Genomic DNA, 14,190 nt, shown 5'->3' on the forward strand with positions numbered 1-14,190 from the left:
ATATTTTTCTATGGCGGTTTTCTTCTCATATTTATTATTATCATTTTTATGAATTGATTTATTTTAAATATGATAAATTTCTATTTATCGATCATGAGATACTTCATTCAGTAAGTACATCTTCGAACTTGTTTAATTAGTAAAATTCTCTTTGTGAATTCATCAAATTTATTTTTATGTTTTATCAGCAGTGGGAGAGTAGTAACGCCATCAAAGCGCAATCATTATGCCATTATCACGCAATTATTATGCCATTCACCAAAATCAAGGTTATAGCGCGCCATTTATATGCCATCATCGCGACATTATATCGCCATTTCAGTGCAACTATAGTGCCACTAATACGCAATTCTTGCGCCATTTATTTAGATCAATCCTATTTCAAGAAGATAATAATATTGACATTTCCGTAAATACACAGTATTATAATGGTAACGTCATTATTATTTTTGATAATAATAAATTGGCTTAGTAGTTCTACAGCATCGAAAACATAAGATATAATAATAAAATTGATGTTAATTAAAAAGAAAGGGAAAGCTGCCATCTATGTAATAAAAAGAGAGGGTGAGCAGCAGGAAAAAGAATGGACCAGAAATTATATTTGAGTGTTGACTGCGGATTTGATAAATTTAAGTGCTGTATCGGCGACTATTTACTCGCCTTTTCATCTAAAATGATTGATGTCACCAATTCTATTAATGCTTTATCAGTAGCAGATGGCGACAACACCTACATAGAATACAAGGGATCTGTATACATGTTCGGTGACAGTATCGATCAAATCATCAGTATGAAATCCAATTTAAAAATGTATGCTGAAGAACTTGATAGTAACCGAAACAAACAACGTTTTAAAGACAGAACTTTCCATATTAGTTTACTCGCAGCAATCGGATACTCGATAGTAGCATATGATACCGTCTATAATCCTGAAAAAGATGTTGACAAACATCTTTTTAGAAACCTCAGTAACTTGCAGTATTTTATCGGTATTGGTTTGCCTTATGGCAGCATGAATGAATGGCCACAGATCAAGGAATTTTTGAAGCAGCGCCATCATTTCAAAATCCGCCGTGGTAGCAAATCCTGTACTTTTGATTTTGACCTGGATCTTTCAAACGCGAATTTCTTATGTAACGCACAGGTAATCACAGCTTTTCTTTTCCAAGGTGCATCATCAGACGGTAATTTAACTATTGATAAGAAGGCCTTACCGTGTATCATGATGGATGCTGGATATAAAACAGTTGGATTATTTGAACTGGCAAAGAATCTGTCGATCAATCCAGAAACCGCGTTCAGTGATACAGATCATGCAATGTACAACATTGATAAGTATGTTGAAGAGAAGGTAAAAGATGCTGGAAGAGAGGACTTTAGTTATCTTCAGGTACAGTATCATGCCAGAGGCGAAGGTAATCCAGCAGTTCGTAAGAACACAACCGTGATCAATGTAAAGGATATCTACGAAAAAGTTTTGGCAGAAGAAGCTATCAAACTGTGTAGCCTATTAGAAGGAAAATATTCATTGGATGACGTTGAAAATATGTTCATAACCGGCGGCACCGGAATCGCATATTATCCTCACATAAAAAAATACATGGCTGAACATCATGGACTTACAAAAGTGGTTTTAACAAATCGTGCTGATGATGGATCCGAAATTTCTCCAATGTACGCTATTGTAATCGGACTGCATAAACAGCTCAAAAACAGGTACAAATAATGGCTAGCTACATTCAAATCAACATCAATACAGCTAATGCGCCACATTTCGCTACGTGGTATCATAACCGCAGCGGTCAAGCAATGTCATTCTTGACCGCTGCCGTACTAAATTACGCAATCAAGCGGCAATTTCTCTTAATCGGCTACGCACCGAAAGACATTTCCCTTGAAGAGCTTCCAAAAGTATTTCAGATCCGCATTAAAGGCAATGAATCACTTGTCAAATGGGAAAACGATTTAAAAATGGCAAGCCTCAATAAACGCCGAACGATTGAGTATATATTGGAACAATCCATCAGTACAGATACGCCCATCCGTTATACACAAGCAGAAATGGATATGAAAATAGCCGAGCTTACTTTCGGATCAACAGCCCGAGAAGAGAAGAGTAGTGTGGCACTTTCATATGTACCGGTGGTAAACGAAAATCCTACTGATAATAGTTCCAATGAAGCGATAACGAAATCAACATCTTCCATGAAACAGGATACCTCAAAAGTTGTTTCTGAAAATAAGGATACCGAAACCGCTTCAAGTAGAACTACCGAGGAAAATAATTCCGATAATATATTCATGAACAGTGCATTTGCTGGCCTAGAATAAAAAGGATGATGACCATGCATATAACAAAGAAAAAACGAGATGCAATTGTCAAACTGCACCGTCAGGGCGAGTCGATCGAACTTCTGACCGCCATTAGCGGTCTCAACCGAACCACCATTACATCCATTATCAAAAAAGATGATAGTGAAAAGCTTTTTCGCGAATTCAATATGGTAAGTGAAAAATTATCGTTTGAGCGTTGATAAGTATTTCTGATCAGGTAAGAATTTACAAAGCTCATCTGATGTGATAAAATACCTATTACAAAACCCGCTTTCCGGCATAACATAATCAATCTGCAGAATTGCTGCAGCCGATTATGTTATGCTTTTTTGTGCCCAAAATTTGAATTTGTGAAAGGATTTTAAGATGATAAAAATGAAATCAGTTCCCATTATTTTCCTCATATTCATGTTCATCATATTGACGATCCCAGCATATGCCGCTGACACCAAAAAGATCACCAGCGTAAACATCCAGAGAATTTATAAAGCAAAGGAGGGCGAAATCAATCCAGATCAAGTATCTTTTAAGCCCGGCCGTTCCGAGTATACCATCACTTATCAGGGAATGTATGATGCCAGCGATTTACCAATCGGTTCTTATATGGACTATAGGATTACTCTTAATGCTAAAAAAGGGTATGATTTTGAATGGCTAAAAGAACGAAATTGTCTTTCAGATTCCGGGACAATACAGGGACTCTCTATATCTGCAGATTACTCATCCTGTAGTTTTACCCTACATTCCTATCCGCTACCAATGGTTTTAAATCAGCCACAGCAGCTTCGTTGGAATGGGACAGTCGCAGAATGGGATCCTGTTGAACATGCCGACTCATATCATGTGACTATATATACCATCGAAAAGGACGGTCGTCTTACCCAACGTGGAAAAGAACTTACATGCAGCACAACCTCTATCAACACAAGAGAAATCCTATATTCAAAACCAGGTGATTATATTTTTAAAGTCGAAGCAGCCAGCGACCAAACATACCTGTATACCAGTAAAAAAGCAGAGCTGGCCTATAATCATTCAAAATATCTATCATCTGAAGATATTGGCTATTATACAGGATACTGGCAGAAGAAAAATGATGCGCAGCTCTATAAGCTCGCTTCCTCCGAACGCTCTGAATACGATAGTGAATACCTTATAAGTGGCCGATACCTTATAAACGGAGACTACTACACTTTTAACGAAAACGGTGAGCGGCTGACCGGCTGGCAATCTTTTGGCGGAGAATGGACTTATCACGATGAAAACAATGGAAGAGCAGTTCGCGGATGGTTTTCAAAAACATGTAAAAAATACTACTTCGATCCTGCGTCATCCATTATGATAACCGGTTGGAAGACGATCGATCATCAAAGATATTATTTCGATCAGTCCGGGGCCATGGTCACTGGCTGGCAAAAAATCCATGGAAAGATATATCTATTTCAGAATAATGGCACGCTAAACCTTAGTACGATAGTGATCCAGGGGAAAACCTATAGTTTTCAAGCCGATGGAAGTCTCATTCAGTAAACACATTTTCACTTGGAAAGGCAGGAATCATTTATGCTCAGTTTGATATTTAAAATTCTACGGGATAAAGTAGGCGAGTTATACAATTCCATCAATCGGAAAATCCAGCCCTTACCATTTGGGGATGACCAGGACTATATCTTTGACTCCGATACTGTAACCGTATCTGATTTCTGGAAGAATTTTAAAAAGTATAGCCAGAGCCCCGCTCTGGTTGGTGTATTTTATGCGTTTTTGCTTCTCAACATAATAATAAATTTATTTATTATTATCATTTCTATTTCTAATCTTTCCAATCACTACTTAGGAAATCATTTACTATCACTCATAATGGCACTTTTCTGGCTATTTATGCCTCCGTTTATCTGGATGTATTCTACCAGATATGTTTTTTGGAACTACCGTTTGTACAAATATGGAAGCCTCATCCTCCTAACATTGAATGACCTTATAATCATTCAGAAGTTCATAATGAGCAGCCTTTATCCGCCCCTGATTCGTTTTCTCTCAGTCATTCCGGTGGGAGAGTACATCGGCAAGGATATGATCATGCAACTGGGCATTTTCCTATTTGCCGGACTACCGCCTCTTATTCCCATCTATATCGGATGCAAATTATATGGCACATTTTCTTCGGACCTAGTCTTGGATGAAATCGATCGGTTTAAACTCGATCATTACATAGATTTCCGGAAATCCAAAGAATTTGCTTATGATTTTAAAGCAGTCCGTTATCTTTCAACGGGATCCCAATTTATTGTAAAAGAGTTGGACCGATTTTTGCATATGTACTGCGACGGTACAACCGGCACCGCGAAAACATCCAGTGTGCTCACTGTTGCCATTGCAGACGACCTTGATCAGAAAGTATATAATGAGGACTATCAGAAAAGAACTTGTTATGCAGCTCTAAAAGAGGGGAAATTACGGATTTGTGTTCCATTCAAGGAAACCGATTTTTCCATCAATTACTTTGAACCGGTTCTGTTAGAAAACCCGAATACAGACAGACAGATTGAAAAAGAAAACAACAGCAGAAAAGAGCTGTACCGGCATCTCAAGTTTGACTCCCAATCCGCCGGCATCACCGTTGTAGCACCCAATGCTACATGGGCAGATCAGTGCTACTATATGGCCAAAAATCGCAAACTGAAGATCCATAGAATTGATCCGATTTTAAAAGATGGGAAACACAAAGAAGGGTTCACCGGTTTCAATCCTTTTAAAATCGATCCGTCACTGACCGGAAAGGCACTGGCAACCACCATCACAGCCCAGGCCTCCAATTTCGCTACCGTAGTCCAGTCCATTTATGACCAGTCAGGAGTATCCGATCCATATTTTTCTAGTCTCAATGAAACAGTAACTGTCAGCATAGCAGAACTATTAATGCTGACTTATCATCTGGTGCACCCCGGGCAGGTTCCCAAAGCATCCGATGTGCAGAACCTGATCAACGACTGTAGCCGCTGCCGTCCATATCTGGATGCACTTATTAAGCACTATTCCGTTCACAGCCTCAGAAGCAATGGAAATGACCGCACAGAACAGGTTGCTGAGATTGTAGATGTAGGGCAGTGGCAACAGGTATACACAACCATCAACAATGATCTTCTGGGCGAAAATAAAGCAAATATGTACGATCGCTGCAATGGTCTGCGAAACCTGATCAACAATTTCCTAAATGATCCTCTGGTCCGCGATGTTTTTGAAGCAGAAGAGACCGTTGATATTGATAAAGCCCTGGAGTACGGTGAGATCATCATATTAAATTATGCCCTTGAGCGAGGCGATTCTGTGGCAACCGGTTTTGGCCTGTTTTTCCTGCTTTCCTATGAAACGGCCGTCCTCAGGCGTCCTGGATCAGAAAATGACCGTATCAAAAATTTTATTTACATCGATGAGCTTCCTGTGCTCCTGCATCCGAAACTGCAAAGTTTCTTCACACTGTTCCGCCAGTACCGGGTTGCTGTCATCTGTGCCATCCAGACACTGGATCAGGTAAAGAAGATACAGCTTGACAGCATCATGCTCGGTAACTGCGCACACCAGATCATATTTGGACGCGTAAGCACCACGGAAATGGATATCTTTTCCAAAATGGCTGGCGAGACCCTGGAACACGTCACACAGGAAACTGTTACGGAAACAGCAATCACCGCAGAGCTACCGGCTTACTCATATTCCAGGCGCTCTACACCTACCTTATCCGAACGTTTTTCTGGCACGGTATTCCGGTATTTGGGCTTTCAGGAAGTTATATTCTTTTCCGTAAACAATTCTTCACCCATTTATCCCTTTAGGGGAAAAGTGAATTTTCTGCCCAAACCGAGAGAGAAGAGCGCCCCAAGACTAAAGATCGAATGGGAGCCATTCATGCCAGGACCGTTGCATCCATCCGTTTTTGAAAAACGATTCAGCGTTGCCCACATATCATCAAACGGGTATTTTTCTTCAGGCAAACCAGGAAATTATTTCCTCGCAGGAAATAAAAAATCCATTCCAGAACCCCAGGTCCAGACGGATCTGACCACAGAAACAACTGAAGCTGTCTCAGATGCAGAAGATCAAACGCCAGTAGAGCCGACCCATATCATAACCCCCACGGAACACACCGATGGCATCTTCTTCGGTGAATGAAAATGAAAGGAACGCGAATACCACCGCATATACCATGTCCTATTCCCCATTTCGATTTGATAGCACCACAACCATTAAATCCATTCAGGTCCCTAGATCATCAGGAGCATGGCAATCCATCACAAAAAATGAATTGTCTGATCTGGAACTGCTCATCCTATCCATAGTCTATGAGCTGCAGTATTGTACCGCATCTCAGGTAAGAGATTTTCTATTGTTTTGTGGGTGTGAAAACAGATTCAAGCGTTTTTCCGACGGAAACGGTAATCCCTATCGAAACCCCATCCAGCTCTGATACGCAAAGGATTGTTGATCCCACTTTCCATATTTCGCGGCGGAACAGCAAGCGGACCGTCTATCCTGCAGTTAAGCTCATTTACAAATAAATTAATGGAATTATTATTCCCGCATCCCAGAATTTTGATCATTTTCCAAACCGTACTGCAAATGATCCATCCACAATTTTAACAGTTCTGGTCCGCAATAGCGCCTGCATCAATATTCTGAGAAGCAATCACCAGATATTCCTTGCGCAGGCCATTGAGAATGCCCCATCTATTCCCCATATCTGCCTTAAGACGCGTTTGCAGGGGCAGATCTTAGTATTTCCCTACCGTTCAAATAAAAAGGCATTAAAAGCGGAACTGGATCGTCAAAATGCCACTTCCTATCAGACATGCATAGTGATCGCCGAAACTTTAGATGATGCAAGGAAATTGAACCACTTTCTGGACACCAGCCATTTTAAAACACCTTTACTCTTTAGCACCGATGCTTCGCTGAAGAACCCAGAAATTCCACTTCTTAAACACTTATACCAATTCACGAATGGGCATATGGAGTGCCTGGCACTTTCTGATACCTAAGAAAGATCGAAGCTTAAATCAGTAACCGTTTCAATACCACAGGAGGACAAAAATTACGATGTATTTGATATGTTTCTTACTTTTCTTGTTTCTTGCAACGCTTCTTTTCTGCATTGTACAGAACAAATCCCCATATGACCAGGCTATTGATGATTTAGCACAGGAAACCGTTCTAACGCAGTATTGTACCCATCGCAATACTAAATATCGCTGATTCCTTCTGTTTTCGTCCATGCACGGCAATGTGGTGATAGACGATGAAGGCCTGGTGTTCTTCACAGTGTTTAATGCCTCTTTTTTGTATTGATGCAACTCGCAAATAATGATAGAATTGGTGAAGCAGGATCATGCCTGACAAATGGCCCACCACTGCGTGTATCATTCGGAGCATGATCTTTTCTGGAATACTGGCCTTAAGAAGGATATGAATATGAAAATGACCTTAAGAAGTCCCAGAGCCGGCGTTGTGTAGAGCGGTTCGGGGACAAAAGAAAGTATCTATACAAAATTGTTGAGAACAACCCACTGTGCTTAATCAAACCCTGCACAACCTTACTTCCCCTGGCAGAAATAAGTGCTGATGCAAAGATCATCGGCCCGGACGGGCAGCCTGTCCCTGCAACCGGCGAATACTATATCACTGCAGAAACCATGGATCCGTACCATATCGTAACAGATTGGTTTTAGGAGCTGCAGGTAAAAGACATATAAGCCCAATGGACTTTGTATGTCTTTTTTGTTTCTGATTGCCATAAGATTGATGCCTTTCTCTATGCAAACGTCATTGTTGCAGCGCGGTCTCCGCATAACTTGATGTGCTTCTGGGAACCATTACTCCATAAAGGAGGACTGCGTAGATGTCAATGATCAACAAAGAAATAAATGATTTTTCTGTTCAGGCTTATCAGAATGGTGAATTTAAAACCATAACCAAAAACGATATCATGAAAGAATGGAGTCTCTTTTTCTTCTATCCGGCAGACTTTACCTTTGTATGCCCTACGGAGCTGGAAGATCTTCAGAACAAATATCCAGAGTTTCTAAAAGCAGGATGCGAAGTTTATTCGGTCTCTACAGATTCTCATTTCGTACACAAAGCATGGCACGATCACTCTGAGCGAATTGGTAAGATCGCATACCCAATGCTGGCCGATCCCGCTCATGTATTATGTAAGGACTTTGGGGTATTGATTGAGTCCGATGGAATGGCCGAGAGAGGAAGCTTCATCGTAAATCCAGAGGGAAAAATCGTTGTATACGAAATAAATGCGGGCAATGTTGGCCGTAATGCGGATGAACTGTTTCGCCGCCTTCAGGCATGCCAGTTCGTAGCAGAACATGGCGATCAAGTATGCCCGGCCAAATGGCAACCTGGTGCAGAAACCTTAAAACCAAGCCTTGATCTGGTAGGTATGCTCTGATGGAAAAGGAAAATTTCTATGATGTAGTAGTGATCGGCGGAGGGCCGGCCGGACTGACCGCCGCATTATATCTTGCACGTGCCCGCTATCGTGTCCTTATCCTTGAAAAAGAGAAATTCGGCGGCCAGGTCACCATCACTGATGAAGTGGTAAATTATCCAGGCATTGAGAAAACCAGCGGGAGAGCACTGACAGAAACCATGCGCAGACAGGCCGAGTTTTTTGGAGCTGAATTTCTATTAAGGGAAGTTACTGCGCTAAAAAAAGAAGAAACTGCATCCGGAGCAGAACTCTGGGAAAGCACTACAGACAAGGACAGCTTCCAAAGCTTTGGAATTCTGCTTGCAACAGGCGCCCATCCAAGAATGATCGGCTTTCCAGGTGAGGCAGAGTTCCGCGGTCATGGAGTAGCTTACTGTGCAACCTGTGACGGAGAATTCTTCTACGGGAAAGAAATCTTTGTAATCGGCGGAGGATTTGCAGCGGCAGAAGAGAGTGTATTCCTCACCAAATTCGCAAGCCATGTGACCATTTTGATCCGAGACGATGATTTTTCCTGCGCAAAAGCTGTTGCAGAAGCAGCCAAAAATCATCCTAAGATTACCGTCCTGACAAATACCGAAGTTATTTGTGTTGAGGGTGACCACATGCTGCGCAGGATCTGCTACAGAAATAGAAATACCGGAAAGGAAACTCTCTTTGATTCTGCAAATGACACGTTCGGAGTGTTTGTATTTGCAGGTTATGAGCCAAACACATCACTGGTAAAAGAACTGGTAAATCTGGATCCCCATGGATATGTGATAACCGATAAGAGCCGGCAGACCAGCTGCCAAGGAATTTATGCAGCCGGTGATGTGTGCCAGAAAAATCTGCGCCAGGTAGTAACGGCAGTGGGAGATGGTGCTACCGCCGCTACGGAGCTGGAAAAATATGCGGCTGCCATGCAGGGAAGAACCGGTATCCATGCAAAACAGGCGGTTAAAAAAGGTGCCGCGCCAGATGTAAAATCCTCAAATAGTTTTTTCTCACAGGATATCATAAACCAGTTAAATACGGTATTTGCCAAAATGGAACGGAAATTGCAGCTTGAGCTGCATCTGGATTCCCGGCCCGTGAGCCAGGAATTAGAAAATTATATGACAGAACTGGCAAAATATACAGATAAGTTGACTGTGCACGAACGCGTCCCTTCTGCAGAGACCGGTGCTTCGCTTCCTTTTGTGGATGTATTAACCGAAAGCGGAGAGCAGACAGGGCTGGCTTTTCACGGCGTCCCTGGAGGGCATGAATTTACGTCCTTTATTCTGGGATTATATAATGCTGCAGGGCCTGGGCAGCCACTTGATCCTGTAATAAGAGAAAAAATACTGGCAATCCAGCATAACGTTCATCTGCAGGTCCTGGTATCACTTTCCTGTACCATGTGCCCGGATCTTGTGACGGCCGCACAGAGGATTGCTTCCCTAAACCCTCTCGTAACGGCTGAAGTATATGATATTGCCCATTTTCCAGATTTAAAAGAAAAATATCATGTTATGAGCGTTCCCTGTCTGATTATCAATCAGGATAAAACCTCATTTGGCAAAAAGAACATCCAACAGATATTGGAATTAATCTGACTGGTCTGCATCTCTTAACCTTCCCATGAGTGTTTAACTTGCAGTCCTTTCAAAGGCTTTCCCTTCGCCGAACAGGGTTTCAGCGCTGTTGACAAGCATTTGTGAAGCAGATATAATAAAACGGTACTCATTTTTTTCAAATATAATTCGCTATGTGAAAGGCATACGATCTCATCCGGGATTGATATGCCCTTTTTTATGCGAAAATGATGCCGACAGGCAATCATATGCGTCAGCAGGACTGACATACTCCGCTACATGGCGGTAAAAAGCAAACAAATATCATATTTACAGGAGGAGAAGAACATGAGCGATGCATGGAAAGGGGTAAGCAGGGCCAGAAAATGCCCCATTTGTCAGCATGAAGACTGGTGTGGCTATTGGACACCGGAAGATTACGGTGGTGAGCTCATCTGCTGCCAGCGTGATAAAGAAAAGTGCAATATGATCGGTTCCGATGGCCAGGAATATGTGTTCATCGGAAGCGCAAAAGGTTCCGGCAGTTCCATCTATGAAGAACGCACTCAGTACGAACTGCTCCGGAAAAAGAAAACCGGAATGAATTATTCGCATATTTCAAAACCACAAAAAAGGGAACTGAAACCGGTTGATCAGATTGTGCCCAAAAACAATGAAAACTGCAGCAGTATTTACACCTATATGCAAAATCTTCTGATCCTTGACCCGGCACACAAGGCTTATCTTCATAGCCAGGGTTGGACGGATGAACTGATTGAAAAGCATCATATTGTATCATTTCCAGAAGAGGACAGCCTGCGGGTAAAGTACCATAACCGATACCGCACCAGAAATATAACCAGAGTCAGGCTTGCAGATCTAATTCTACAGAAATTTGGATCAAATTCACTCGAAGGAATTCCCGGGGCGTATTTAAAAGGAGAGCAGTGGACCTTTGCCGGCCCAAGTGGACTGGTATTTCCGATGTATGACCTCGATGGGAACACCTTTCGTCTTCGGATCCGGAAAGATTTTTCTGACATTGATGCAACCGTGATCACTTCCGGCCAGGATCGTTTCTACTATGCCGAAGGTAAAAAATATTTCATCAGCATGAAGGGAGTTTACTTTGTAACCCCTGGAGGAGAGAAAGAATTTCTCCCGCAAAAAGGAAAATACAGAACCCTGGCTTCCTACTATCAGGATTCTCAGGCTGCAACACGTGGAATATTGGCCAACATCTATAAAAAGGGCTGCGCGGCTGCAAACCAATGCAGTTTTTACGGCCTTCCTTTTGCCAAAACATCCTCCCTTTGGTACATCACGGAGGGTGAGCCAAAAGGACTATTTGCATCCAACGCCTTATCGACTCCGGTGGTAACTCTTCCCGGGGTCAATTCCTATTCTCTTATTTTAGATGACGGTGTCCTTTCTCAAATGAAAGAACTGGGAATGAAAATGGTTGTTGTTGCATTTGATGCAGACAAGCTTCATAATGAGCGGGTTTTATCGTGCGAAAAATCACTGGCAGACGGACTAAAAACCGCTGGCATCCCAGTCGTAATTGCAAACTGGAAAGAAGAAAATGGAAAAGGTATTGATGATCTTCTGGCATCCGGGGGAGCACCTCAATACTGCATTTATTAAGAGAATTCAATGAAAGGTCCATCTCATTAGTGTTTTGCTAATAGGATGAACCTTTTCTCATCCATTCAATTCTTAATCTTCTTCAGGAATACCATATATGAGAGTAAGTTCCACCTCATCAGCTCCAGACCACTTGTTTACAGCAATGTGGTCTGCGAATGCTATTGCCATGTGCATTTGTTTCTGGTTTGCAGTGATATCAACGCCATACTTGCTCCTTAATGTTACTGTCATACCGCCACACGCATCCTGATCAATTTTAAGGCAGCATCCGGAAACAGCAGCAAATTCATTAAGAATCGGGAAAAGAGCCTCATTAAACCATTTTTTAAATTTCATGACCTTTTTCTCTTCTTTTTCCTCTTTTATTTTTTCAATAGCTTCCTTGGCAAATACCGCTTCCTCATAAGACAGCCCATCCACCGCATCATACAAATCATTCGATGTTTCATTACTATAGTCAAATTCCTGCATATTCTCTTACCTCCTTCTAACCAGTATACAACATTGTGCATATATGCACAATGTTGATTTATCCGTAATTCAGCTATGATTGTTCTTAGGAGGACTTTTCAATGGTTGATTACAGCCCGTTATGGGACACGATGCAGAAACGCAAAATTACACAGTATACTCTGTTGAAGGATAAGGTCCTTGACAATCATACGCTTGACCGGCTCAAAAAAGGCCAAAATATAACCTTGGTAACATTAGAACGCATATGCAAATATCTGTCCTGCACGCCCAACGATGTCGTATCATTTACAGATGATGCATGAAAAATCTGCCACTTTCTTTGGAAGTTTACGTTTACGCTGTAAATGTAAACTTTTTTATTTCTAAACTTTGATGCAGACAACAAAGTAATTTTAGCGGGTATGTCTGTTATGGGCATATCCTCTTTTTGTTTTGCCAATCAGCCTCCTGGCCTAAGCCGGCCAGATGTAGGTGAATGCAAATCGAATTGACACTCCCGAAGCAACCCATTATACTAAAAATATCGTTGAGCATCCTCCCCATATAACATCGCAGTTTGTATTGTCCGGCCTGCTCATCAAACATTCATTTTAAATGGAGACTCAGAAAACATGGCACTATATGCTCTGGGAGATATGCATCTGGCCTTTTCCGTAGACAAACCTATGGATAGATTCGGGAAAGTCTGGAAAAAGCATGAAGAAAAACTCGAAAAGAATTGCAGAAAACTGATTGGAAATGAAGATACATTTGTCATCACTGGAGATCATTGCTGGGGCAAAAATCTGTCCGAAGCAAAAACAGATCTTGCTTTTATCGCAGATCTTCCCGGAAATAAGATTTTGCTGCGGGGAAATCACGATATGTTTTGGGATGCCAAGAAAACTGCAGTTCTAAATCAAGAATATGAACCACAGCTGCATTTCCTGCAGAATAATCACTATCATTACCAGGATTATGCCCTTGTAGGAACAAAAGGATATACCTTTGAGGGACCATTCTACATCAATTCAAAAGGGCAGATTGTCGGATGGGATGAAGCCAATGAGAAACAGGCCAAAAAGCTGGTAGCGCGGGAAGCGGAACGATTGCGGATTTCTTTTGAAAGCGCCAGAGAGGCCGGCTTCCGTAAATATATTATGTTTCTCCACTATCCGCCAACAAATATCGTGGAAGAGGAGAGTATCTTCACGCGGATGGCCGAAGAGTACGGAGTGGAGCATGTTGTATATTCCCACTGCCACGGAGAGTCCCGTTACGGCGACAGTATCCACGGAGTTCACCATGGGATCCGGTATCACCTGGTTTCTGGAGACTACCTCAATTTTAAGCCTGAAAAGATCCTGGATTAGATCTTCCACTGGAACGGTAGAATAGCATTATTTATGGAATTTTTCTTTCTATATGCTATAATCGTTGCTCATCTCCATAAAAGTTTACGTTTACGGCGTAAACGTAAACTTTTTGTTCTAAAATGCCTAAACAACTCCAAATCAAAAATATTTGACGTACTTGTCTGCTGAATTATCACATGTGGGAATCAGTGACCACGTGCACTTTAAATTCAACATATATCGTGAAATTCATTGTGTATTCGCCTAATTGCAAAGTAAAATTGATGCTGCATGATATAGCCTTGGGCAAAAATGTCCAGGGCTATTTTTATTTACATTTCTCGCAATAAAAAGTTTA

Annotated in this window: 11 protein-coding genes; 10 read left to right on the top strand and 1 reads right to left on the bottom strand. The window is 41.7% G+C overall.

All coding sequences use genetic code 11. The annotated features are described in order from the left end of the window. Positions 1-586 precede the first annotated feature (586 nt). The 8 genes from DXA97_RS06510 to DXA97_RS06545 all read left to right on the top strand — a co-directional run bounded on the left by DXA97_RS06510 (position 587) and on the right by DXA97_RS06545 (position 12,021). Positions 587-1,729 (top strand): hypothetical protein, encoded by a 1,143-nt coding sequence (locus DXA97_RS06510; protein ID WP_118542808.1) that lies wholly within the window; start codon positions 587-589, stop codon positions 1,727-1,729. Continuing rightward, positions 1,729-2,334, top strand: a complete 606-nt coding sequence (locus DXA97_RS06515; protein ID WP_118542809.1) for a hypothetical protein — start codon at positions 1,729-1,731, stop codon at positions 2,332-2,334. The genes DXA97_RS06510 and DXA97_RS06515 overlap by 1 nt, the downstream gene beginning before the upstream one ends. Positions 2,335-2,348: 14 nt before the next feature. Beyond that, complete coding sequence (locus tag DXA97_RS06520) at positions 2,349-2,537, top strand: hypothetical protein (protein WP_118542810.1); 189 nt, start codon at positions 2,349-2,351, stop codon at positions 2,535-2,537. 166 nt (positions 2,538-2,703) lie between these two features. Further along, positions 2,704-3,867 (top strand): hypothetical protein, encoded by a 1,164-nt coding sequence (locus DXA97_RS06525; protein ID WP_118719047.1) that lies wholly within the window; start codon positions 2,704-2,706, stop codon positions 3,865-3,867. Positions 3,868-4,512: 645 nt separating this feature from the next. Beyond that, the gene (locus DXA97_RS06530; RefSeq protein WP_182436822.1) at positions 4,513-6,507 is read left to right on the top strand and encodes a TraM recognition domain-containing protein; all 1,995 of its coding nucleotides are present in this window, start codon (positions 4,513-4,515) and stop codon (positions 6,505-6,507) included. Positions 6,508-8,230: 1,723 nt separating this feature from the next. Beyond that, positions 8,231-8,794, top strand: coding sequence for an alkyl hydroperoxide reductase subunit C (ahpC, locus tag DXA97_RS06535; protein ID WP_118542815.1), 564 nt, complete (start codon positions 8,231-8,233; stop codon positions 8,792-8,794). Next, complete coding sequence (locus DXA97_RS06540) at positions 8,794-10,416, top strand: FAD-dependent oxidoreductase (RefSeq protein ID WP_118542816.1); 1,623 nt, start codon at positions 8,794-8,796, stop codon at positions 10,414-10,416. The genes ahpC and DXA97_RS06540 overlap by 1 nt, the downstream gene beginning before the upstream one ends. A 306-nt stretch (positions 10,417-10,722) precedes the next feature. Next, positions 10,723-12,021, top strand: a complete 1,299-nt coding sequence (locus DXA97_RS06545) for a DUF3854 domain-containing protein (protein ID WP_182436823.1) — start codon at positions 10,723-10,725, stop codon at positions 12,019-12,021. Between the two features lie 72 nt (positions 12,022-12,093). On the opposite strand, the gene DXA97_RS06550 is transcribed toward DXA97_RS06545, so the two are convergent. Next, positions 12,094-12,495 (bottom strand): hypothetical protein, encoded by a 402-nt coding sequence (locus DXA97_RS06550; RefSeq protein WP_118542818.1) that lies wholly within the window; start codon positions 12,493-12,495, stop codon positions 12,094-12,096. Positions 12,496-12,626: 131 nt separating this feature from the next. Here DXA97_RS06550 and DXA97_RS06555 point away from each other — a divergent pair, with 131 nt between their 5' ends. Together DXA97_RS06555 and DXA97_RS06560 are read left to right on the top strand one after the other, a co-directional pair. Further along, the gene (locus tag DXA97_RS06555) at positions 12,627-12,800 is read left to right on the top strand and encodes a helix-turn-helix transcriptional regulator (RefSeq protein WP_243032099.1); all 174 of its coding nucleotides are present in this window, start codon (positions 12,627-12,629) and stop codon (positions 12,798-12,800) included. 309 nt (positions 12,801-13,109) lie between these two features. Beyond that, positions 13,110-13,850, top strand: a complete 741-nt coding sequence (locus DXA97_RS06560; protein WP_118542820.1) for a metallophosphoesterase — start codon at positions 13,110-13,112, stop codon at positions 13,848-13,850. The last annotated feature ends 340 nt before the right edge of the window (positions 13,851-14,190 follow it).

The sequence above is a fragment of the Clostridium sp. OF09-36 genome (assembly GCF_003481985.1).
In the GTDB taxonomy this organism is placed as follows: domain Bacteria; phylum Bacillota; class Clostridia; order Lachnospirales; family Lachnospiraceae; genus Brotaphodocola.